The organism is Spirosoma profusum, from assembly GCF_014699005.1.
In the GTDB taxonomy this organism is placed as follows: Bacteria; Bacteroidota; Bacteroidia; order Cytophagales; family Spirosomataceae; genus Spirosoma; species Spirosoma profusum.
On the sequence record NZ_JACWZY010000009.1, the window covers coordinates 130590 to 153551 of the forward strand.

18 protein-coding genes are annotated in these 22962 nt (G+C 48.4%); 11 read left to right on the plus strand and 7 right to left on the minus strand.

Features of this window, described 5'->3' with window-relative positions; translation table 11 throughout:
* Positions 1-78 precede the first annotated feature (78 nt).
* The 3 genes from IC229_RS13185 to IC229_RS13195 all read left to right on the plus strand — a co-directional run bounded on the left by IC229_RS13185 (position 79) and on the right by IC229_RS13195 (position 4457).
* Positions 79-417, plus strand: coding sequence for a PadR family transcriptional regulator (locus IC229_RS13185; protein ID WP_190887449.1), 339 nt, complete (start codon positions 79-81; stop codon positions 415-417).
* On the plus strand, positions 414-3113 hold the full coding sequence (locus tag IC229_RS13190) for an ABC transporter permease (protein ID WP_223833976.1): 2700 nt from the start codon (positions 414-416) through the stop codon (positions 3111-3113). The genes IC229_RS13185 and IC229_RS13190 overlap by 4 nt, the downstream gene beginning before the upstream one ends.
* Positions 3114-3227: 114 nt before the next feature.
* Positions 3228-4457, plus strand: coding sequence for a serine hydrolase domain-containing protein (locus IC229_RS13195; protein WP_190887450.1), 1230 nt, complete (start codon positions 3228-3230; stop codon positions 4455-4457).
* Positions 4458-4587: 130 nt separating this feature from the next.
* Here the strand turns inward: IC229_RS13195 and lepA are convergent, their stop codons facing one another.
* Positions 4588-6375: a translation elongation factor 4 gene (gene lepA, locus IC229_RS13200; protein ID WP_190887451.1), complete on the minus strand. Its 1788-nt coding sequence runs from the start codon at positions 6373-6375 to the stop codon at positions 4588-4590.
* A gap of 569 nt (positions 6376-6944) precedes the next feature.
* Here lepA and IC229_RS13205 point away from each other — a divergent pair.
* The 4 genes from IC229_RS13205 (at position 6945) to IC229_RS13220 (ending at position 10123) form a co-directional block, all read left to right on the plus strand.
* Positions 6945-7424 (plus strand): Lrp/AsnC ligand binding domain-containing protein, encoded by a 480-nt coding sequence (locus IC229_RS13205; RefSeq protein WP_190887452.1) that lies wholly within the window; start codon positions 6945-6947, stop codon positions 7422-7424.
* A 117-nt stretch (positions 7425-7541) separates the two neighbouring features.
* A complete protein-coding gene (hslV, locus tag IC229_RS13210) occupies positions 7542-8078 on the plus strand; it encodes an ATP-dependent protease subunit HslV (protein WP_190887453.1) in 537 nt (178 codons plus the stop codon).
* 151 nt (positions 8079-8229) lie between these two features.
* Positions 8230-9708, plus strand: a complete 1479-nt coding sequence (locus IC229_RS13215) for a sensor histidine kinase (protein WP_223833978.1) — start codon at positions 8230-8232, stop codon at positions 9706-9708.
* Entirely contained in the window at positions 9662-10123 is a 462-nt protein-coding gene (locus tag IC229_RS13220; protein WP_190887454.1) for a response regulator, read from the plus strand. Before IC229_RS13215 ends, IC229_RS13220 begins: the two co-directional genes overlap by 47 nt.
* A gap of 66 nt (positions 10124-10189) precedes the next feature.
* Here the strand turns inward: IC229_RS13220 and dacB are convergent, their stop codons facing one another.
* The gene (gene dacB, locus IC229_RS13225; protein ID WP_190887455.1) at positions 10190-11743 is read right to left on the minus strand and encodes a D-alanyl-D-alanine carboxypeptidase/D-alanyl-D-alanine endopeptidase; all 1554 of its coding nucleotides are present in this window, start codon (positions 11741-11743) and stop codon (positions 10190-10192) included.
* A gap of 131 nt (positions 11744-11874) precedes the next feature.
* Here dacB and IC229_RS13230 point away from each other — a divergent pair, with 131 nt between their 5' ends.
* The 4 genes from IC229_RS13230 (at position 11875) to IC229_RS13245 (ending at position 16234) form a co-directional block, all read left to right on the plus strand.
* On the plus strand, positions 11875-13299 hold the full coding sequence (locus IC229_RS13230; protein ID WP_190887456.1) for an MBL fold metallo-hydrolase RNA specificity domain-containing protein: 1425 nt from the start codon (positions 11875-11877) through the stop codon (positions 13297-13299).
* Between the two features lie 82 nt (positions 13300-13381).
* A complete protein-coding gene (locus tag IC229_RS13235; RefSeq protein ID WP_190887457.1) occupies positions 13382-14335 on the plus strand; it encodes an acetyl-CoA carboxylase carboxyltransferase subunit alpha in 954 nt (317 codons plus the stop codon).
* A 56-nt stretch (positions 14336-14391) separates the two neighbouring features.
* Positions 14392-15003 carry an HAD family hydrolase gene (locus IC229_RS13240; RefSeq protein ID WP_190887458.1) on the plus strand — a complete coding sequence of 204 codons (612 nt, stop codon included), beginning with the start codon at positions 14392-14394 and terminating at the stop codon, positions 15001-15003.
* A 76-nt stretch (positions 15004-15079) separates the two neighbouring features.
* Entirely contained in the window at positions 15080-16234 is a 1155-nt protein-coding gene (locus IC229_RS13245; RefSeq protein WP_190887459.1) for a site-2 protease family protein, read from the plus strand.
* A 66-nt stretch (positions 16235-16300) separates the two neighbouring features.
* Here IC229_RS13245 and IC229_RS13250 read toward each other — a convergent pair whose 3' ends face one another.
* The 5 genes from IC229_RS13250 to rpiB all read right to left on the minus strand — a co-directional run bounded on the left by IC229_RS13250 (position 16301) and on the right by rpiB (position 22794).
* Positions 16301-17497, minus strand: coding sequence for an MFS transporter (locus IC229_RS13250; RefSeq protein ID WP_190887460.1), 1197 nt, complete (start codon positions 17495-17497; stop codon positions 16301-16303).
* 77 nt (positions 17498-17574) lie between these two features.
* Positions 17575-18189 (minus strand): 3'-5' exonuclease, encoded by a 615-nt coding sequence (locus IC229_RS13255; protein WP_190887461.1) that lies wholly within the window; start codon positions 18187-18189, stop codon positions 17575-17577.
* Between the two features lie 109 nt (positions 18190-18298).
* On the minus strand, positions 18299-20479 hold the full coding sequence (locus IC229_RS13260; protein WP_190887462.1) for an FUSC family protein: 2181 nt from the start codon (positions 20477-20479) through the stop codon (positions 18299-18301).
* An 11-nt stretch (positions 20480-20490) separates the two neighbouring features.
* The gene (locus IC229_RS13265) at positions 20491-22254 is read right to left on the minus strand and encodes an ABC transporter ATP-binding protein (RefSeq protein ID WP_190887528.1); all 1764 of its coding nucleotides are present in this window, start codon (positions 22252-22254) and stop codon (positions 20491-20493) included.
* 105 nt (positions 22255-22359) lie between these two features.
* Entirely contained in the window at positions 22360-22794 is a 435-nt protein-coding gene (rpiB, locus tag IC229_RS13270; protein WP_190887463.1) for a ribose 5-phosphate isomerase B, read from the minus strand.
* Positions 22795-22962 lie beyond the last annotated feature (168 nt).

The window sequence follows — 22962 nt, forward strand, 5'->3', positions numbered from 1 at the left end:
CTCCATTATACCGAAATACCCATTCTGTAAGTTGGCAGACCATTTGCTATACAAATGAGGAGGATAAAACGATTAACAATGAAAGGTTCTCAGTTGGGCGAATTTGAAGAGATCGTTATGCTGACTATCGCACTGCTCTTCGATGATGCGTATAGCGTGGCCGTTATGGAAGAACTCAGTCAACGAATGGAACGCCCGATGAGTCTGGGTGCTGTTCATCGAACCATGCAGCGGCTCGAAGAAAAGGGGTTGGTACGTTCCCGCTTTGGCGAGTCGACTGCCGAACGAGGTGGCCGCCGGAAACGGCTGTTTACTGTTACACCTTTAGGTGAGCAGGAATTGCAGGAAGCGCGTCGAGTTCGCAACGAATTATGGGCCGGTATCCCAAAAGCGGCTTTTGGAGGAAGCGTAGCATGAGTTCGAAACAATCAATTCAGAATGATGCCGAGTCCGTCAGACCGCCCCGTTGGGCGCAACGCCTGATGGAACGTATCACCGCCCCGCACCTACGCGAAGAACTTCAGGGCGATCTGGATGAATTATTTCACAAACGAGCCCAGCAATACGGTTATGCCAAAGCCCGACGGCTTTATGTGTGGGATTTAGTCCGACTGATGCATCCGAGGCTCTGGCGACGAGAGCCCGCTCCTGCGTATAAACCGAAACCACGTTACAGTCCTTTCAATGATGATTCTGACCTCTCAATTTTTCACCCGAACATGCTACGTAATTATTTAACACTCGCATTCCGCAACCTGGCCAGGTACAAGGGCTATTCAGCGATCAACATTGCCGGGCTGGCCGTGGGTATGGCCGTCGCGATGCTCATTGGTATTTGGATACAGGACGAAGTATCGGCCAATAAACACCATAAAAATTATGAAACCCTTTATGAGGTAAAATTGAACCAAACCTTCGACGGCAAACGGGGTACACAGAGTGCATTACCGTTTCCAACAGGCGACGAACTACGTTCCAAATTCCCCGATTTTAAGGCTGTAGCGACGTATCAGCGGTCGGACGGTAGCCGTTCGTTGATGGTTGGTGATCAGAAATTTATTAAAAATGGCATTTTTATCGGCGAAGATGCGATTGATATGTTTGCGCTGGACATCCTGAATGGCGATAAAAATCCATTTAAAGAACCTTACTCGATTGTACTAACGGACGAAACCGCTCAGGCTATTTTCGGTAATCAGGACCCGATTGGTAAGATCGTTAGACTGGACGATAAGGCCGATTTAAAGGTAACGGCCGTGGTTGCCAAACAACCGAAGAATGCCACGCTTCAATTTGAGTATCTGCTTCCCTGGCACTTAATGGAAAGTATGTATGACTGGGTTAAAAACGCCAAAACGGATTGGCGGAATAACGACTTTGGGCTTTTTGTCCAGCTCAAAGACGGCATCGACCCTGCGCAAACCAACGCCAAAATTAAGGACGTAGTGTTAGGCCATCAGGCGAATGATGCCAATATAAGAAATCTCGTTAAACCCGAATTATTCCTGCATCCCATGTCAAAATGGCGGCTCTTTTCGGAGTTTACCGAAGGACAAAACTCGGGTGGTTTTATTAAATACGTTCGCTTATTTGGCATTTTCGGGCTATTTATTCTGGTGATTGCCTGCATCAATTTCATGAACCTCTCCACGGCTCGATCTGAAAAACGGGCAAAAGAAGTGGGCGTTCGCAAAGTGGTAGGTTCGGGACGGGAGCAACTCATCGGGCAGTTTTTAAGTGAATCAACGCTGATTGCAGGCATATCATTGATATTGGCATTAATCATTGTCCTGATCTCGCTGCCTTATTTCAATAGACTGACCGAGAAGGAGATGGCCATCGAATTCGGCAATCCCATTTACTGGGTTGTTACACTTCTTTTTACCGTATTCACGGGACTACTGGCTGGCAGTTATCCGGCGCTTTATTTGTCGTCGTTCAATCCCATAAAAATTCTTAAAGGAGGTATTCATGTTGGTCAGCGTGCTTCGTTACCTCGTAAAATTCTGGTCGTGGTTCAATTCACGTTTTCCGTGGCGCTGATGATTGGTACCATCATCATTTATCAGCAGATACAGCATGGCAAAAACCGTCCACTCGGTTTTACCAAACAAGGGCTCATTTCCGTCAATTCGTCGAAAGATTTAAAGGACCATTATGAAGCGCTTCGGGCCGAATTATTGGCTACAGGCGTAGTAGTGTCGGTTTGTAAGACCAATGCACCGCCTACACAATGGTGGAGCAGCAATAGCGGCTGGAAATGGAGGGGGGCGAGTCCCGAAGAAGAATCCGTCATTTTCACAACCATTGCAACCGGGTACGACTACACCAAAACGATGGGCATCAAGATGAAAGAAGGGCGTGATTTTTCGAAAGATTTTACGACCGACCACACGGGTGTACTTTTAAATGAAGCCGCAGTCAAACGCATGGGATTAAAACATCCCGTCGGTGAAATCCTGCGCTGGGCAAACCGGGACTGGACCGTAGTTGGCGTAATTCACGACATTGTGATTGAATGGTCAGCTTACCGTGACGTGGCCCCGATGACGATTCTTTTTGACGAGAATTGGGTCAATTTGATTAATGTTCGTATCAATCCGGCCGTGTCGCCTTCGGTCGCTATCGAAAAAATGGCCCCTATTTTTACTAAATACAATCCGACGTATCCGTTCGATTATAAGTTTGCCGATACGGAGTATGCCAAGAAATTCTACTACGAAGAACTCATTGGTAATCTTTCGGCGGTTGTTTGTCTGCTGGCCATCTTTATTTCCTGCCTGGGGTTATTTGGCCTGGCCTCGTTCCTGGCAGAACAACGTATCAAGGAAATTGGTGTTCGTAAAGTACTGGGTGCCAGCGTCGCGAGTGTGTGGGGATTATTATCGATAGACTTTGTCCAGCTCGTCATCATTGCCTGTTTAATCGCGTCGCCGATTGCCTGGTATGGCATGAATAAATGGCTGGACACCTATACGTACAAAATACGTATTGGTGTCGGCGTCTTTCTGGTCGTGATTCTTATCGCCCTGATCATCACCTTATTGACGGTTAGTTACCAGGCAATCAAAGCCGCTTTGGTAAACCCGGTGAAGAGTTTGAGGAGTGAATAATTAAAACGCTACGTGCCAGAGGATTAAACTGGGTGAATATCTTTTCCATCAGTAACCTTTCCCGTTTACCCAAGTTTCCAGGTCCAAACGTATCATTCACTACGTCCTAAAACCATGCCCCTTAAATCACTCACCTCAAAAATACAACCATCTGTAAATAACAGACTTACCTCCATTTTCTACTTACAATTTCTGGCAATCCTTTTAACTACCCTCTCAGCTAATGGCCAGAGGGAACTCGCCTTAAGTAGTGAACGTATCGAAAATAAGCTGATACATATTACCAGGTCAGGAGCCGACAGTGGAACGTATCAGACGATTTATGATCGGATGAGAGCGCTGAACGTACCGGGCGTGAGCATTGCCGTATTTGATAATGGAAAGATTAGCTGGGCCAAAGCATATGGTGTAAGCGACAAATCACAAGCGAAACCTGTTGCTACGTCAACGCTTTTTCAGGCAGCCTCTATTTCCAAGCCTGTCACCTCAGTTGCTACGTTCAGATTGATTGAGAAACAAGCTCTTACGCTAGACGAGGATGTAAATCTGAAACTCAAGCGTTGGAAAATCCCTGAGAGCCCATTTTCAGAGAAGGAGAAAGTGACCATCCGACGTATCGTCAGCCACACAGCCGGACTTTCAGTACATGGTTTTGCCGGTTATAATCACACGGTTAAACTCCCGACGGTAACTCAAATTCTGGATGGAACCCCGCCCGCCAACTCATCTCCAGTTCGTGTAAAGGAGACGCCAGGTGAAAAAGAATCGTATTCTGGAGGAGGATTTACGGTTCTTCAATTACTTCTGGAAGACGTAACGGGTAAACCGTTTGGGCCATTATTGGAAGATCTGGTACTCAAACCGGTTGGCATGAAGCAGAGTACGTTTAGCCTACCCTTACCCAGCGATCAGGTGTCAATTGCGGCAAAAGGTTACGACGAAAGGGGCAATATGGTCGATGGTGGCTATCATCTTTATCCCGAACTGGCAGCGGCTGGCCTCTGGACAACACCTGGCGATTTAGCCAAATTTATGCTGAATGTCAGCGATTCGTACCGGGCCGATAAAGGCATTCTTAAACAGGAAACAGCTCGTCAGATGCTGACAAAGATTCCGGGTGCTGGTGGTTTAGGCTTTGGCGTGGATGGCACTGGCGAAACGCTACGTTTCCGGCACAGCGGAGGTAACGCCGGTTTTTCCTGTTATGCAGTTGCCTTCGCGCAAACTGGTCGCGGTGTGGTGATTATGACCAATTCGGATAATGGTACGTCCTTAATTCATGAGCTGGTGCGGGCAATGGCTCGTGAATACCAATGGGGACCGATGTGGCCCAGAGACAACTAATAGATGCTACGTTCCAACGGACTGAATAAATGCGTTCACTACGTTGGATTTAGCAACGTAGCGCCCACTGTTACGTTCGTATTTGATACGTAACACAAAAAAGCCAGCCCATTTCTGAGCTGGCTTTCGCTTAATTTATTTTCAGGACGGCCATGAACGCTTCCTGAGGTATCTCTACGTTCCCAACCTGACGCATCCGTTTTTTCCCTTTCTTTTGTTTTTCAAGCAGTTTGCGCTTCCGCGAAATATCACCACCGTAACACTTGGCCAATACGTCCTTACGTAACGCTTTTACCGTTTCACGCGCGATGATTTTCTGTCCGATAGCCGCCTGAATGGCAATTTCAAATTGCTGGCGAGGTAATAATTCGCGAAGTTTTTCGCAGAGTTTTTTCCCCCATTCATAGGCTTTATCGCGGTGGACAATTGCCGACAGCGCATCGACCCGGTCGCCGTTGAGCATGATATCCAGCTTCACCATCGTCGATTCACGGTTGCCGATGAACTCATAATCGAGTGAAGCGTATCCTCTTGAAATCGTCTTAAGTTTATCGAAAAAGTCGAAGACAACTTCAGCCAGGGGCATTTCAAACTGGAGTTCAACCCGGTCCGTCGTGAGATAGACCTGATTCTTGAGCAGACTGCGTTTATCCATACAGAGTCCGATAATGGCACCAACGTATTCGGATTTACTGATAATCTGCGCTTTAATGAATGGTTCTTCAATCCAGCTGATAGTACTGGGATCAGGCATTTCGGCCGGTGCCGACACAACCAGGGTTTCGTCGCGGGTGGTTATCACTTCGAAGCGTACCGAAGGCACCGTTGTAATCACGGTCATATCGAATTCACGCTCCAGCCGTTCCTGCACGATTTCCATGTGCAACATCCCCAGGAAGCCACAGCGGAAACCAAATCCCAGCGCGGCCGAGGTTTCAGGCTCCCAAACCAGCGCAGCATCATTGAGTTGAAGTTTCTCCATGGCTTCCCGTAAGTCTTCAAACTCACTGGTTTCTACCGGATAGATACCAGCAAATACCATCGGTTTCACCTCCGAAAAGCCTTGAATCGCTTCTCTGGCAGGGTTATCCATCGAGGTAATGGTATCCCCTACTTTCACTTCTTTGGCCACTTTAATACCCGAAATCAGGTAGCCTACATCACCACACTCGATGACACTTTTAGGCACTTGTTCCAGCCCTAACGTACCAACCTCATCGGCAATATATTCCCGGCCGGTATTCATAAATTTAACCTTATCGCCTTTGCGGATACGGCCATTCTTGACCCGGAAAATAACCTCAATACCCCGGTAGGAGTTAAAGTGCGAATCGAAAATCAACGCCTGTAGCGCCCCATCCGGATCGCCTTTGGGAGCCGGAATACGTTCGACAATGGCCGCCAGTATTTCTGGAACGCCAATGCCTTCTTTGCCACTGGCCGGAATAATGTCGTCACGATTACAACCGAGCAGGTCTACCATTTCATCCTTCACTTCTTCGGGCATAGCACCTGGCAGGTCGATCTTATTCAGCACCGGAATAATGACCAGGTCATTGTTCATCGCCAGATAAAGATTCGAAATGGTCTGTGCCTCAGTACCCTGCGAGGCATCGACTAACAGCAATGCGCCTTCACAGGCAGCAATGGAACGTGACACTTCATAGGAAAAATCGACGTGTCCCGGCGTATCGATGAGGTTGAGCGTATATGTTTCGCCTTTGTACGTATAATTCATCTGGATGGCGTGGCTCTTGATGGTAATGCCCCGCTCGCGTTCCAGATCCATATCGTCGAGCAGTTGGGCCTGCATATCACGGGCGCCAACGGTTTTGGTAAATTCTAATAATCGGTCGGCCAGGGTACTTTTGCCGTGGTCAATATGAGCAATGATGCAAAAATTACGAATATGTTTCACGAAGGAGACAAATGGTTTACAGTCGTCAGTCAACAGTTAGTGCGTGCAACTTGTCAGTAAGGCGTCAGTTAACTGTAGACTGACGACTAGTGACTGTTGATTACCTCATTAATCTGCAAAAATACGCATAAAAAACAAACGCCGGACTCATCAGGGGAGCCGGCGTGTTTGATTACACTTCATCAACAAACTAAAATCTTCGGCCAAATAAGCTGGCCAGGCTGTAGGAGGGGGACTCGAACCGCCCACGGTGCAGTTAGCTACAGTACAACAGCTGGTGGTCAACCCCAGTCGCCACGAGGGCGGCATTATGCTGCGTTTATCCTTTATCACCACCCCCGAGACAGGAGGGCACGTCTGCCAATTTCGACATCCTACAGTGTGAGAACGCTCCGCTGTTGCGGAAAAGATCAAGAAGACCGCCGTGTGACCCCGGACGATCAACTTGACAATGCAAAGATACAGTAGACAGTCAATTCATTGCAAATTTCACATAGAAATTTCTTAAAAATTACAATCTATTTAAAATAGATGTATTTTTGTTGACACTCATCAAAAACTAAACACCAATGACCGAGAAAAATTTAGAAATTGACAATACTGATCTAAAAATATTGAATTTGCTGATGCAGGACGCCAATATGGCCTATACGGAAATAGGGAAACGCATTTTTGTATCGGGTGGTACGGTGCACGTCCGTATGAATAAATTGAAGCAAATGGGTATTGTCCGGGGGTCGCAACTGGTCATTGACCACACCAAACTCGGCTGGGATATTAGTGCTTTTCTAGGTATCTATCTGGATAAAAGCTCATTGTATGAAGAGGTCTCCAAACAACTCGAAAAAATACCAGAAGTCGTCAATATCCATTATACAACCGGAATTTACAGCATTTTTGCCAAGATCGTCTGCCGCGACACGCAGCACCTTCGCGAAGTATTACACGATAAAATCCAGAAAGTATCCGGCATCCAACGTACCGAAACCTTTATTTCGCTCGAGGAAAGCGTCAATCGGCCCATCCCATTTGCGGAGGAGCAATTTTAAAGAGGGAAAGCATGAAAGAGCGAAAACATCCGGCAGGTCTTCACTCTTTCGCTCAATAAACCCTATTGAACCCAAACCGGCTGCTGCTACGTTATATCCACCAACATTGTTAATTTCATGCAAAAGATTCATGCTACCACGGTGGTAGGCATTCGGCACGAAGGGCAGGTAGCCCTCGGTGCTGATGGGCAGGCCACTATGGGCAACACGGTTGCCAAAAGTAATGTACGTAAAGTACGCGTCCTGATGGGCGGCAAGGTATTGGCGGGATTTGCCGGTTCAACAGCCGATGCTTTTACCCTGATTGAACGTTTTGAAGAAAAACTGAATGCATATGGTGGCAATCTCAAACGGGCTGCCATCGAGCTGGCCAAAGACTGGCGTACCGACCGCTACCTGCGCAAACTCGAAGCCATGTTAATTGTGGCTTCCAAAGAAGACCTTCTCCTGGTTTCTGGCACCGGCGATGTCATTGAGCCAGACCACGACATTGCAGCCATTGGCTCAGGTGGAATGTATGCGCAATCGGCAGCGATTGCCCTGAAAAAGCACGCCAGCAACCTCTCTGCCGAAGAAATGGTACGTGAAAGTCTGCACATTGCGGCCGATGTTTGTATTTATACGAACCATAATTTAGTCGTAGAAACGTTATAACTCTAGATCGACGTAACGACTGACTAAACCGGTAACCAGCATAAAAAGAAACGTATCGGTTTACCCTTTACCCAGGACGTAGTACCCGTAATTAATGCACGACTTGGTTGAGGTTCTTTTTCTATATTTGTCACGTTCCGAAACCGACGCTATGAAAAAATTACCCCAGATTGGCTCCAGACTCATGAACCGACGTATCGCGTTGGGGTTCATTGTGGCCATGGTGCTCATTGCGTCGGGGTTTGCCTTATCGTTTTACAGCTATAATCAATACGGTGAGGATACGAAACGGGTTCGGCACACCTATGATGTAATGAGCGCTCTTGAGAACGTTCTTTCACTTGTTAAAGATATTGAAGGAGGGTCCCGAGGTTATGTGATTACTCACGATGTCGCTTTTCTGGAGCCTTATCTGATGGCAAAGCGACTATTGCCAGATAAACTAAAGCAGTTACGGGAGTTAACAACCGACAACAAAATACAGATTCACCGTCGTCAGCTGCTCGAAAAGCTTGTTCAGGAAAAGCTTACCGTCACAAAAACCCGACTTAACTTACCAATAGATAGCAAGAACGGCCTGGAAACCAGCCGGATTGGTAAGCGGCAGATGGATGCTATCCGCCGACACGTAGCGTTGATGATCGATACGGAGAAAACACTGATGGGCTCCCGGAATCGGCAAGCTGAACGCTCCTTTCGGAATACCCTCATCATCATTTTTGTCCTGTCGCTGCTTACGTTTCTGGCACTCGCCCTCTCCTACTGGCTGCTCGAACAGGAACTAGCGCGTCGGCAGGCCAACGAAGATCAGCTTCGCAGTTATGAAAATCAGTTAAAAAGTCAGATTCGGCAGTTGGAAACCTCCAATGAAGAGTTAGAGCGCTTTGCGTTTGTGGCCAGTCACGATTTACAGGAGCCACTCCGTAAAATACAATCGTTTGCCAACCTGATTACTGAGCGCTACGCCAATCTGTTCGATGCAGACAGTGCCATGTTTATGGGTAAAATCTCGCACTCGGCCGAACGTATGTCCAAGCTCATCAAGGACTTACTGAATTTTTCGAGGATATCCAGTCATCAGGAAGACTTTAAAGCGGTTGATCTGAACACCATTGTTCAACGGATTCTGGACGATCAGGAACTTCGCATCAAGGGGCTGGATGTAGAGGTTGAGGTGAGTAATTTACCCACCATTCAGGCGGTGGCCAGCCAAATGGACCATCTCTTTAACAACCTGATTTCGAACGCACTTAAGTTTACCCGAGAAGGTGTCCGACCAAAACTACGTATTTACGCGCGCCCCGTCGATGGTGATGTTTACACGGGTCTGGTTGCGGGAGGGACGTATATTGAAATCACCGTCGAAGACAATGGTATTGGCTTCGATGAAAAATACCTGGAGCACATTTTTAAAGTTTTTCAGCGATTACATGGTAAAAGTGCCTTTGAAGGTACAGGTATTGGCCTGGCTATCTGCAAACGGGTAGTAATGTATCATCAAGGGTATATCACGGCTAACAGTCAGCCCGACCATGGCGCGTCCTTTATTATTGTACTCCCGGAAAGCCAATCATTACACTATTATGACAGACCAGCAGCAGCCGAAACCCATTCATATCCTCTTGGTTGACGACGACGAAGATGATCGCTATTTGACCAAAGAAGCCTTTCAGCAGCATTATCCGGCAAGTCGGATCTCGTTTGCGGAAGACGGTGAGGATCTGATGGATTTCCTTACGTATCAGGGACGTTACGTGGACGCCAAGCATACCTTGCCGGAACTGATTCTGCTCGACCTGAATATGCCCCGTAAGGATGGCCGTGAGGCTCTGCGTGAAATTAAATCTGACAGCCAGTTTCGGCACATTCCGATTGTGGTACTAACAACCTCAGACGCCCGCGACGATGTCGAAACGTCGTACCTGAACGGGGCCAACAGCTTCATTACCAAACCCCCTACGTTCCAGCGACTTAGCGAAGTAACCAGAGCCATTGTGCAATATTGGTTTAACGTAGTGACCGTATGCGAACATCCGGAAGAGTAAATAGTGGTTAGTCAATAGTCGTCTGAAATGCCTATGTTTTTTGAAACGATTTCTGGCGACTATCGACTAATGACTATCATTCCCATTTATTCCAACCAAACTGACAAAGATTTTACTTAACGCGCCGGTTACGTCGCGGCTCTGACCGGGAGTGAACTTATTGACCAGTACACAGAAACTCATCAATTCGCCATCCCTCGCCGTAAAATACCCGGCATAGGCCCGAACACCATCGATGGAACCACTTTTGGCCCGAACGTTACCAGCCGCTAACGTACCACGTGCCAGTGTTCGCACAGTGCCTGTCTGTCCCACCACCGGAATACTTTCATAAAATACTGGAAATGTCTTCTCCCGGCCTGTAACGCTAAGTATCGACGTCATGTTATCAGCCGTTAACGCCCCAAATGCCGATAATCCACTGCCATCCCGAATCCGAAATCCGTTTATATCGACGCCTTTATTTTTCCAAAACGTAGTCAATGTCTCCAAACTGGCTTCCGTCGAACGTACCGTTTTGTTCAGCGTCAGTGCCGTAGTACGTAGCAGAGCCTCCGCATAAAGATTGATACTCTGGAAATTAGTTTGTTGAATTAACTCAGGAAGGAGGGGCGATTTGTGCTGATGGAGTACCGTCCGTTTGCCATTCTGAACTAACGTAGTAATGAGCCCCCCTCCTATTGAGACGGGCGGTCCGCTCACTGTTACGTTGTCCTGAATCAATTGATTCTGAAGGGCATAGGCCGCAAAATAAGCCGGATCGGGTAAGGCACCCTTCACACTGAATTCATTAGCGGGTTCTCCCATTGGCACTTTACCGGTCAGCCACTGCTGATTCGTGAAGGGAGTACCGTAAATATTTACCTGATCGCCCGTATTGGCCGCGTCGGTGGTTACCGTATTGCGAAAACTGATATACGGCACGGGCGGGTCGGTACGTATCACGCTGGCCGGTGCGCCGATGGTTTTACCTGGTCGGAAAAATACCCGGTACAGATTTTCATTGATGTTAAGCGCGCTCAGGCTGGCACCATAGTAGTTCCCTAAATCGCCGTAAGGCCAGCCATCGGGAGTAGTCAGATCGTCGTACAGACTCCCATCTCCCACAACCACGCCCTGAATCCGGCGGATACCCGCAGCCTGTACCGCATCTGACCACGTATCAAGCAGAGCGGCCAAATCGAAGTAGCCCGTAAATCGCCAACTCCCCAGCGAGGGATCACCCGTTCCCCGTATGTAAAGATTACCGATCAACGTACTGTCTTTGATCGTTCCATCATATTCGAGCGTTGTCGTGTAGGTATAGTTCGGTCCAAGCACCTGAAGGGCCGTAGCGGTTGTAATCAGTTTTAGAGTCGACGCCGACGGCAGGCTCTGGTAGGCGTTATACGCAAATCGTTCCTGTCCATCACGTACTCGCCTGACAGACAGGGCCACTGTACCGAAACGTACCGCCGACCCCGTCTGCAAGGCGTCTACCAATTGCCGCAGTTGCCGGGTAGCCAACGTATCGACGGATCGAACCGGCTGTGCGAGGGCCTCAGGTGAGGATTCAAAAATACCAATAACAAGCAGTAAAATAAACTGTATATAGCGCGTGAAAGCGGCAAAAAAGCGCATTGGAGAAGGGTTAGGCGATTCGGGTCGTATTTCGTACTTTTGCAAACTTACGCAATAAACACCACCCGACCTGCACCAAAACTGGTTACCAGCCATCGAACAAACGACACTGATTAGTTAACGCAGTACGCATGAAATTATCATTTCTGGGGGCGGCACGGCAGGTTACAGGAAGTATGTACCTGCTGGAACTGGAGGAAGATTACCGCATTCTGATCGACTGCGGGTCTGACCTCGAACGTTCCAACGGGCAAACAGCCCCCACCGTTACTCATCCGGGATTTTTTCCGTTTGAGGCTTCGAGTATCAATCTGGTTTTGCTTACCCATGCGCATATCGACCATTCGGGTAACCTGCCCAACCTGTACCGTGAAGGCTACGAAGGGCAGATTCTTTGCACTGAACCCACCTTTGCCCTCACCAACGTATTACTGAAAGATGCGGCCTCGCTCAATCAGAAACGTATCAACGACCTGAACGCCAGCAAAAAACAGCGCGTAAAAGACCGTCAGATTCAGATGCAGAAAGATCTGTTTCTGGATCGGCAGGTACGTGAATCGATGGAGAACGTAGTACCGATTGCGTTCAACCGGAAGTTTCGCGTGGCCGACGGCGTCGACGTAACGTTTATTCCCGCCGGTCATTTATTGGGGGCTGCGCATATACTGATTAATGTCGTCGAAAACGGGGAGCGTAAAAGCATCTGTTTCTCAGGCGATATTGGCCGCAAAAACTATCCGTTACTGGTTGATCCGGCATCGATACCGCCAGTTGATTACCTGATCTGCGAGAGCACTTACGGCAACCGACTCCACGATAGCCAGTCCACGCCGGAGGACGTACTGGCCGACGTTATTCAGCGTACCTGCATCGACACACCCGGGCGGCTCATCATTCCCTCGTTCAGTGTCGGGCGCACGCAATCCTTACTGTATACACTCAATCGATTGTATACCGAACGGAATTTTCCGCCTATCCGGGTTTTTTCCGACAGCCCCATGGCATTCGAAAGCTCGAAAATTTATACGCAGTACGTTCGGATGCTGAACCAGGAGGCTAAAGTATTTTTTGAAGATAATGAAGCGCTGTTCGATTTCGAGAATTTCCAGTTTCTGGAATCCTCACAAGCCAGTAAGGCTGTATCGAATTACAACGAGCCTTGTATTATCATTTCCTCGTCGGGTATGGTGCAGGGCGGGCGTGTCGAATACCACGTAGCAGAGAACATCAGCAATCCTTACGCCACGATTCTGATTATTGGCTACTGTGCCGAAGGAACGCTGGGCTGGCGATTGCTCAACGGGCAACAAACCCTCAGTATCAAAGGAAAAGATCATCAGGTCCGAGCCAACATTGAAAAAATAGACGTATTCAGCGGCCACGGTGATCGAAACGATCTAGTGAGCTTTGTGAGTATGCAATCGCCAGAAACCCTTAAATCAGTTTTTCTAGTACACGGCGAATATGAAAGTATGGAATCATTCCGCGATACGTTGGCTGAAGCCGGTTATCCACAGGTAGTGATTCCCAAAAAAGGCGAAAGCTTTGAACTTTAAGTGATAAGTGATGAGTGTTGAGTGATGAGCAAAATTGCCCAGCCACTTATCACTCATCACTTATCACTCATCACTTATAAAGATGAGAACGTATCTCGATTTTGAACGACCCATTGCCGATTTGGAAGCACGGCTGGAAGAAACTAAAAAACTGGCGCAGACCAGCAATGTCGACGTAAAAGAAGCGGTCGATATTCTGGAACTGAGTATCGATAAACTGCGCCGGGAGATTTTTCAGAACCTGACTCGCTGGCAGCGCGTCCAACTCTCCCGCCACCCCGACCGGCCTTATACCCTCGATTACATCTCGCTGATGTGCGACCAGTTCATCGAACTGCACGGCGACCGTACGGTACGTGACGACCCGGCGATGGTAGGTGGCTTCTGCGAACTGGGCGGTCAGACAGTCATGATCATCGGTCAACAAAAAGGACGTAACACCAAGCAGCGGCAGTACCGGAATTTTGGTATGCCCAATCCCGAAGGCTATCGAAAAGCGCTACGTCTGATGAAATTGGCCGAAAAATTCAACAAGCCAATCATCACCATGATCGATACGCCTGGTGCCTATCCGGGTCTGGAAGCCGAAGAGCGCGGTCAGGGTGAAGCCATTGCGCGGAATCTGAAAGAGATGTTTATGCTCACGGTACCGGTCATCTGCATCGTCATTGGTGAGGGAGCTTCGGGTGGAGCACTAGGCATTGCCATCGGCGACCGGGTGCTGATGCTCGAAAACACTTGGTATTCAGTTATTTCGCCTGAAAACTGCTCAACCATTCTCTGGCGGAGCTGGGATTTCAAGGAACAGGCAGCCGAAGCCATGAAGCTGACCGCCCGCGACATGCAACGTAACAAACTGGTCGATGAAATTGTGGAAGAACCCACCGGTGGCGCCCACAACGATCACCAGGCCATGGCCAATCACCTGAAAGAAGTCATTTTGAAAGCCCTCGCCGAACTCAATGCCCTCTCGCCCGAAGAACGTATCAATCAACGTATCGAAAAGTTCTGCGACATGGGGGTAGTGGTCGAGTAAAACTATTCCAGTCGAGCTGACTGGATCACTAAACTTACAACCTGAAATCCATACCTATGAAAAACCTTATTTTCGACCTTGGCGACGTTATTATTCCGATTGATTTAACGGCGCCTGTACGGAATTTCGCCATGCTGGCCAATCTGCCTGAAGATGATGTTCGGGCACTTTGGAAGCAGTACGACATCTGGAACCAATACGAAACCGGCTTAATTGACGATGAATCATTTCGGACGCACGTTCGTCAGTTGCTCAAGAATGATGCCTGGGCTGATGAAGTCATCGATACGGCCTGGAACAGCGTATTACTCGACCTGCCCGTTGAACGTATCGAACGAATAAAATCCCTCCAATCGAAATATCGGCTCTTTTTGTTGAGCAATACCAGCCCCATTCATATCCGGCGGGTCAACCACGTACTGACCAGTTTAAACCAGCCAACCCTGGAGGAACTCTTCGAGCGTGTATTTTATTCATACGATGTACGTATGGCTAAACCATCGCCGGATATCTATCAGCATGTATTGACCGAAGCTAACTTGGTAGCATCCGAAACCGCCTTTTTCGACGACAATTCGGCAAATATCAAGGCAGCTGAGGAGTTAGGTATTCAGGCCATACACGTACAACCACCGAAGACAATACTGGACTACTTAAAAGATGTATGATATATGATGTAGGATGTATGCAATTTCTCTACTTACATTCATCCTACATCATATATCATACATCTTTTCCTTCTTTATGAACAAACGCCTTAAAACGTACCTCCTCCATGGAGGTCTTTTTATAATTACGCTGATTACCACTACGTTGGCCGGTGCCGAATGGATGTATGGGCGGCTGTTTATCCCGGTAGTAGAAGGTATGAAAACGCTGGGTTGGACTGAGTTTTTAAACGGTTTTCAGTTTTCAATTCCATTTCTGGCCATCTTAACCGTCCACGAATTCGGCCATTATTTCACGGCGAAAGCCAATCGAGTTCGGGTGTCACTTCCTTACTACATTCCGCTGTGGCTGGCAATTGGACAGAGTATAGGTACGTTGGGGGCTTTCATCCGCATTCGCGATTACATCGACAGCCGTCGGAAGTATTTCGATATTGGTATTGCAGGACCGTTAGCTGGTTTTGTCTTGGCCCTGGTAGTTCTCTGGTACGGTTTTTCACATTTGCCACCCCCTGAATTTATCTTCACCATTCACCCCGAATACCAGAAATGGGGGTTGGATTATGGGAAATATGCCTTCCAGAATTTGCCGGAAGGTGGCGCTGTTGGACTGGGAGATAACTTACTGTTTACGTTTTTCAAAACGTACGTAGCAGATCCCGCTCGCGTCCCGCATCCTTACGAGATGATTCATTATCCCTACGTACTGGCGGGTTATCTGGCACTATTTTTCACCTCACTTAACCTGATTCCGATTGGTCAGTTAGATGGGGGGCACATACTTTATGCGCTGATTGGTCGACGACGTTTCCGGTGGGTAGCTCCTGCGCTTTTCATTGGTTTTGCGTTCTATGCGGGGCTGGGTTTATTTACTCCTGCTGATTTTGCCATACCGAATAACGATGCTTTTCTGGACCAACTCGGCTACTTTTTGCTTTACGTTGGTTTTCTATTTCTGGCCTTTGCACGTATCAGCGAGAATCGTATCACGGTGTTGCTCATTACGTTAAGCGTAGTAGTTGGGCAGTTCATCCTGTCCTGGCTACGTCCCGACTGGGTTGGTTATTCAGGTTTTCTGGTGTTTGTTTTTGTACTCGGTCGCTTTCTGGGTGTGTATCACCCCGAAACACCTCTTGAAGAACCACTCGACTTCAAACGCCAGGTGCTGGGATGGATAGCGTTGCTGGTATTCATTCTCTGTTTCAGCCCAAAGCCGTTTTTAGTTCCCTGAGACGTAGTGCACGTATCGAAATGGTCTAAGCTGAAGTGGGTTATATACGTACTTGAGGGAATTCTGTTAGTTCACACTATCTCTAATTCGATAAACGAACGCGACCACCAGCAAGAGCAAGGCCACACTTGCCAGCGCGATAGATAGTGAAAACTGCTGGGCGATAAAACCCAGCAGGGCCGGACCAGCAAGCAGACCTGTATAACCCATCGTCGTAATGGTCGATAAACTAACTGTCGGAGGGATAGTGGGCAAACTGCCCGCTTCGCTGAAAAGGACAGGTACAATATTGGCAACCCCCGCTCCTATTAGCACAAAGCCAATCAAGGTCAAAAACGTCCAGGGGCTTAAAAGAATAACAATCAGTCCAACGGCAGCTATCAAACTGCCACTTATGACGACTGTCTTTGCGTTTAGTCGCGCCACTAGGTTATCGCCAACTAACCGTATGACAGCCATGGCAACGGAAAAAGCTGCGTAACCCGCTCCAGCAAACTCGGGTGAAATTCCTTTTATATCCCGTAGAAAAATAGCGCCCCAGTCCAGTACGGCTCCCTCTGCCAGAAAAATAGCAAAACACATAGCACCCAGGAATAGTAAACGACCATCCAGCCATTGAAACCGTTGATTTCCCGATACGGTCTGAACAGTATCAGTAAAATGAGCCATAGTTCCACGCTCAAAATCGGCAGAAAACAGGTTTCTATACTGGGTCAGGGTAATAACGATCATCAGGGCGGCAATACTGATAATGGCCGGAACAGGATTAAGTCCCAGTTTAATCAAAAAGCCAAGACCCAGGGAACCAAACAGACCACCCACACTGAACAGGCCATGTAAGGACGACATAATTGGTCTTCCATACAGGTTTTGAACGTGTACACCGTGCGAATTCATGGCCACATCAATAGCCCCAATACCTGAACCGAATATAAATAAGGTTACTGCCATGGCGGTTGTGGACGTAAGGATCAGGAGCAGCGGTAGTGATAGAGCTATGATCAATCCCGCACACGCCATCACAATGCGGCTTCCGAAGCGACTCACGAGCATTCCCGAAATCGGCATCATCAGCAGGGCACCAGCGCCCAACAGGAGCAACAATAATCCCAGATTGCCATCGTTCAACCCCAAACGATCTTTCGCATAAGGAACCATCGGTGCCCAACTGGCCATTCCCAGACCGCAAACCAGAAAAATTAACTGGGTAGCCTGACGGGCCTTTATGACGTGCGCTGGAAGTGTCACTGTCGCTACATTCATAGTTATTGAACTCATTACAATTCAGCAAATTAACCAGAGTCAACGCTTGACTATTGACTGCTGACTATCGATTAACTTCACCCCAATCGCATTCCGTCACTCAGTTTAAAAACTTCCCGTAAACACTGGGCGGTCAGCACGGCGTCTTCCAGAGCGTTGTGAAAACCGTCTTCGCGGGCGAAACCGAAATACTGGGCAATGGCGGTCAGACTGAGTCGGTCGGGAGTTTTGCGTCCGTTGGCACGTAGCACCCGGAACGTAAAGTACACCAGCGTATGCAGGTCGAGCAGCACCCGCGAATAGGGCCATTTCTGTTTCTCGTACCGATACGCTTCTTTCAGAAAATTGATGTCGTTAATAACGCTTTGCCCGCAAATCACTACGTCGCGCAGGTAAGGCGTGCGGTCCAGTTGTCCCTTCGGCACCCGAATACCCAGTTGCTGGCAAATCCATTCTTCCATTTCGGGCAGTACGTCGTAGATCATCGGCGCGTCGTCCAGATCAGCCAGCGACAGGTTATGAATTTTTTCGGATGAGGACGAAAACGCTTCGTGATTTTCGGGATACACGTTGGTCAGGTAGCGACCTTTCTCCGTCCATTGGTCATCGAAAAGCACCGCCCCAATTTGTATAATCTCGTTGTAGTCCGGTTCGGGGCCGGTCATTTCCAGATCAAGAACTAAATAGGACATGTCGGTAAATTAGTTACTGAACTATTTTTTGATGGTAACAAAATCCCGCTTTTTGCGGTAATTTTTGAAAAATTATACGGCCAATTTTCACGCCTAATTCTAACCTGCTTCACAGTACCTTTTCCGGCAATGTATCGCGACTGCTACGTTTAGTATTTTTTCCAGATTTGATACGTTCTACCAGTTTTCCAATGTCGCTGCTGACCTGTTGAATAAACTGCAATTGCTCGTTCAGGAACGTATCGTCGGGAAGTTGATTAAGCGGTAGGACAGCTTCAGCCGGTAACACCATTGCCTCCGCTATGTTGTACATTCCTAAGCGAGTCAGGCTTTCGGTTAAGGCAAACAACGCTCGTTTTACAGGACGTAGCATCAAAACAGGCAAGGACGTAACATTGTCCGTGAGCCGGGCCGACATGATGGTGGCGATATTCGCCGACAGAATGTAATTCAGCACCACAAATTCATAAATCAGTTTTTCGTTACGTTGCTTGTGCTTCGGCTCAGAAACCATTCGCTCGAAAGCAGCACTCAGGTTGGCCGAGGTAATGTATACTTCTTTTCGCACCAGCCTGTACTCAATTACATCGATTCGGCGGCCCGACAAACTATCGAGCAGCAGTTGAACGTATCGCAGGTTGGCTTTCAGCAAGTCCTGCATGGGTTTATTCAGTTGCTCCGACTCCCATTGCGGAAAAAACAGATACCCGGCCAGCAGCGCAATGCCTCCGCCCATGAGCGTATCGAGCAATCGCTCCTGTGCCACACCCAGATAACCGACGCCCAGAAAGCTAAAGAGAATCAGCACAAACGGCGTTACGCAAATGACCATGGCAATGTAATTGATTCGTTGCGAGCTGTACGTACCGAGCATAAAGAGCACCAGAAACACAAAATGCACGGTCTTATTCGGGATAAAAGTCAGAATAAGCAGGCCCATTATCCCCCCGGCAAAGGTCCCGATGATACGTTCTACATTTCGCTGACGAGTCAGGCTAAACGCGGGTTTCAGGATAACCGAAATCGTTAACAATACCCAATAACTATAGTGCCCATACGGCAGCAACTTGGTCAGAATGAAGCCGATCAGCATGGCCAGGGCCACACGTACTGAATGCCGAAATACGGAAGAATCGGTGGTGAGGTTATTCCGAAACGATTTGAAGTCGATAATTACGTGTGACACAAACCGACCGTATTCGCGGTTTGTCCTATTCAATGGCTCGTCATCCGGTTTCAGGATATTTTTCTGAATCGTATTGAGTCGTTGGCTTACCGTTCGCAGACTCACCAGCACTTTTCGAAGCACCAGCGTACTACCTTTTTCTTCTCCGATTCCGTCGATACATCGTTTCAGGGATTCCAGATTTCCGCTGATGTCTACCGATTTGTGAAATGGCACCGGCGACTGAATGGCCAGCCCAATATGATCCAACTCAGCCGACAGTTGTCGAATCAACTGGGCAATATTTTCGAGAACTCCCGACTTTCCGAAACGCTCCCGAATATTCCGATAATCGTAATACATGGCAATAATCTGTTCGTATAGATCAACCATGTCGATAAACGTCAATAGTAATACACGCCCTGTACGGGTCGATTCCGTCACAATACGTCGACTTTTGAACAGGACTTCCCGGACAGCATCCTGTTTTTCACTCACGACGACCTGCTGGGCAATCAATCGTCGGTAGGCGTCATCGATGGGTGAAGAAATCTGATAAAAATCAGCTTTGATAGCCATCAATTTGGCCGTTTCGTGAATACATTGTCCCAGTGCCTGTTCGGCCAGTCGATACGGTTGAAGCTGAGAAGCCAGCAGACTGATACTGGTGTACCAAACCCCTCCCGCCATCACCAAACCCGCTTCCACCAGCACCTGCTGGCTATTGAGCGGCCGGTCGAGCATTAAAATCATGATGAGCAAAGCCGCCGTTCCTACCGACGTAGCGCGGTTGCCGTACATGGCAAACATCGAAAAGAAAAAGCTAAACAGCAGAATTTCAAATCCCATGACGTAGGGATTCAATCGGGCGAAACCCGTTGCCAATGTCACTAGAAACCCACACAAAACGGCTGTCAGCATCCCGTTACGTCGGTGCATCACGGGGCCGGGTGCATCGGCAATGCTCACATTGAGCGCTCCCAGCGATAAGGCCATGCCCGTTTCAAGCTGCCCTAATTCCCTGAATAACAGCGACGGCAGGAGAATTGACAACGTAATACGCACCCCATCCGAGAAATACTGGCTGGACAAGAAATAACCAACTTGTCGGGTACGTCTGTTCATGTACGAATGGCTTAGATCATGGCAGGGACACCCGTTTTTCGTTCACCAATTTGCTGCCGCCACATGGCGTAATATAAACCTTTCTGAGCAAGCAGGGCGTCATGGGCGCCCATTTCCACAATTTTCCCTTTTTCAAGCACAAAAATTGTCGTCGCGTGCATGATTGTCGAAAGACGATGCGCAATTAGTATGGTAATCTGGGATTTCAGGGCTGAAACGCTACGTACCGTATCGGTAATTTCTTCTTCGGTGAGTGAATCCAGCGCCGACGTAGCCTCATCGAAAATCAATAATCGGGGCTCCCGAACCAGTGCCCTGGCAATGGATAACCGTTGTTTTTCGCCACCCGACATTTTCAATCCGCCTTCGCCTATTGGGGTATCGAGACCTTTTTCGGAGCGGGCCAGTAGATGATCACAGGCAGCCTTGTCGAGCGCGTTGAGCATTTCCGCTTCCGTAGCATCGGGTTTCACAAAAAGCAGGTTTTCGCGGATGGTACCCGAGAATAGATGCGTATCCTGCGTTACGAAGCCGATTTGCCGACGCATTGGATTGAAACGCAGGTCTTTGGTCGAGATATCGTTGTAATAAATTTCACCGGCAACCGGCCGGTACAATCCGACCAGCAATTTCACCATCGTTGATTTTCCCGAGCCCGATGGCCCAACAAACGCAATGGTATCACCCAGCGACGCTTCGAACGTAACACCATCAATGGCGTTCTGGTTGGCCCCTTTGTGGCGAAAAACAACGTTTTCAAATCGTAAATTTTCGATGGGGCCAACTTCAATCGGCGATTCGGGGTTCCGTTCGATGGGTTTCGCCATCAACGTACCAAAACTGTTCAAACCGGCCTCGGCTTCGCGATACGCCAGAATAATATTTCCTAAATCCTGCAATGGGTTGAAGATGGAAACCGAAATAAACTGCATCGAAATGAGTTCGCCGGGACGTAGTACGTTCCGAAAAATCAGCCAGAGTAACGTAAAGAGTACCGATTGTTTCAGTACGTTCAACGTAGTACTTTGCCAGAATGTGAGCAGTCGTACCCTCTTGACTTTGGTCATTTCCAGCTCGAAAATCTTGGCGGTAAGCCCTTTCATCCGCCGAATTTCAGGAAATGTAAGTCCCAGACTTTTAATCAGTTCGATGTTACGTAGCGATTCGGTTATTACGCCTGACAGCATCGCTGTTTCGCGATTAATGTTACGTTGGGTCGTTTTGATTTCCCGGCTCAGCAAACCCGTCAGGCCGCCAAGAATTAACACCCCAATCAGAAATACCGGAATCAGGGCCCAGTGTTTGGTGATGGCGTACCAGATCAAAAACCCCATTCCGACCAGCGATGAGAACAGGACGTTGACGAACGAATTGATGAATTTTTCGGTGTCGGTACGTACCTTTTGCAGGATCGACAACGTAGCACCGCTACTTTGATCGCCAAATTCCTGATACGACAGACGTAGCGTCTGCTTCAACCCATCGTTAAATATATCGGTGCCAAATCGCTGCACCACCTGCCGTGTTACGTATTCCTGAAACGCTTTGATCAGGTTCGACAGAATGGCAACGCCAACGGCAATAGCCAGCAGTTTGAGAACCCCCGAAACTCGTTCAGGCTCGGGTTTCGGAACTGGATTCGTGGCGTATTCATCGATGATCTTACCGAATATAATCGGGTCGATCAGCGCCAGTACCTGCGCCATGCCCGCCAGTACCAGTGCCAGTAAAGCCAGTCCGCGATAAGGCTTCAGGTATTGCCACAGAATCTGCATCGACAGGGGTGATAGTGATGAACGATGAGTGATGAACGATGAGAAATGAACAGTGCGCCAGCCTACCGCAACGACAGCCCGGTTATCGTTCATCGCTCATCACTTTTAATACGTATCCAATTGCTGGATTCGGGACAGGTGGCGGCCTCCTTCAAAAGGCGTATCCAGCCAAATCTGAACCAGTTTCAGGGCCGTTTGTTCCGACATCATGCGTTCGCCGAGCGAGATGACATTAGCATCATTATGTTCGCGGCACAAACGAGCCGATTCCTCATTCCAGCAAAGTCCGCAACGTACCCCCCGAACGCGGTTAGCGGCAATTGCCTCGCCATTGCCCGAGCCACCCAGCACAACCCCCCGCTCAACTTCACCGGCCGCAACCGCTTCGGCAACCGGGCGAATATAGACAGGGTAATCAACAGAAGGAGTAGCCGCATACGTTCCTTTATCGATCACCTCGTGACCCAGGTCGATGAGCATTTTTTTGATGGCTTCCTTGTACTGGAAACCGGCGTGATCGGAGCCAATGGCAATTTTCATGATAGCAGAAATCGGGTAAAATTCGGCCCAAAAGTAGTAGAATCGGGACGTAAGACGAAACCTGGACGCTGTTTAGGGTAACGATTTAAGCCAGAAAGGTATAGTTTTTGGCCAAAGCGATTCACCAAAACAACTTCTAGCGGTGTAAACTTGTTCCGAAAGCAGGGT

Bases quoted from the DNA above. Each gene is read 5' to 3' on its own strand.
- IC229_RS13185 (WP_190887449.1), top strand. From the start codon at position 79: ATGAAAGGTTCTCAGTTGGGCGAATTTGAAGAGATCGTTATGCTGACT.
- IC229_RS13190 (WP_223833976.1), top strand. From the start codon at position 414: ATGAGTTCGAAACAATCAATTCAGAATGATGCCGAGTCCGTCAGACCG.
- IC229_RS13195 (WP_190887450.1), top strand. From the start codon at position 3,228: ATGCCCCTTAAATCACTCACCTCAAAAATACAACCATCTGTAAATAAC.
- IC229_RS13205 (WP_190887452.1), top strand. From the start codon at position 6,945: ATGACCGAGAAAAATTTAGAAATTGACAATACTGATCTAAAAATATTG.
- hslV (WP_190887453.1), top strand. From the start codon at position 7,542: ATGCAAAAGATTCATGCTACCACGGTGGTAGGCATTCGGCACGAAGGG.
- IC229_RS13215 (WP_223833978.1), top strand. From the start codon at position 8,230: ATGAAAAAATTACCCCAGATTGGCTCCAGACTCATGAACCGACGTATC.
- IC229_RS13220 (WP_190887454.1), top strand. From the start codon at position 9,662: ATGACAGACCAGCAGCAGCCGAAACCCATTCATATCCTCTTGGTTGAC.
- dacB (WP_190887455.1), bottom strand. From the start codon at position 11,743: ATGCGCTTTTTTGCCGCTTTCACGCGCTATATACAGTTTATTTTACTG.
- IC229_RS13230 (WP_190887456.1), top strand. From the start codon at position 11,875: ATGAAATTATCATTTCTGGGGGCGGCACGGCAGGTTACAGGAAGTATG.
- IC229_RS13235 (WP_190887457.1), top strand. From the start codon at position 13,382: ATGAGAACGTATCTCGATTTTGAACGACCCATTGCCGATTTGGAAGCA.
- IC229_RS13240 (WP_190887458.1), top strand. From the start codon at position 14,392: ATGAAAAACCTTATTTTCGACCTTGGCGACGTTATTATTCCGATTGAT.
- IC229_RS13245 (WP_190887459.1), top strand. From the start codon at position 15,080: ATGAACAAACGCCTTAAAACGTACCTCCTCCATGGAGGTCTTTTTATA.
- IC229_RS13250 (WP_190887460.1), bottom strand. From the start codon at position 17,497: ATGAATGTAGCGACAGTGACACTTCCAGCGCACGTCATAAAGGCCCGT.
- IC229_RS13255 (WP_190887461.1), bottom strand. From the start codon at position 18,189: ATGTCCTATTTAGTTCTTGATCTGGAAATGACCGGCCCCGAACCGGAC.
- IC229_RS13260 (WP_190887462.1), bottom strand. From the start codon at position 20,479: ATGAACAGACGTACCCGACAAGTTGGTTATTTCTTGTCCAGCCAGTAT.
- IC229_RS13265 (WP_190887528.1), bottom strand. From the start codon at position 22,254: ATGCAGATTCTGTGGCAATACCTGAAGCCTTATCGCGGACTGGCTTTA.
- rpiB (WP_190887463.1), bottom strand. From the start codon at position 22,794: ATGAAAATTGCCATTGGCTCCGATCACGCCGGTTTCCAGTACAAGGAA.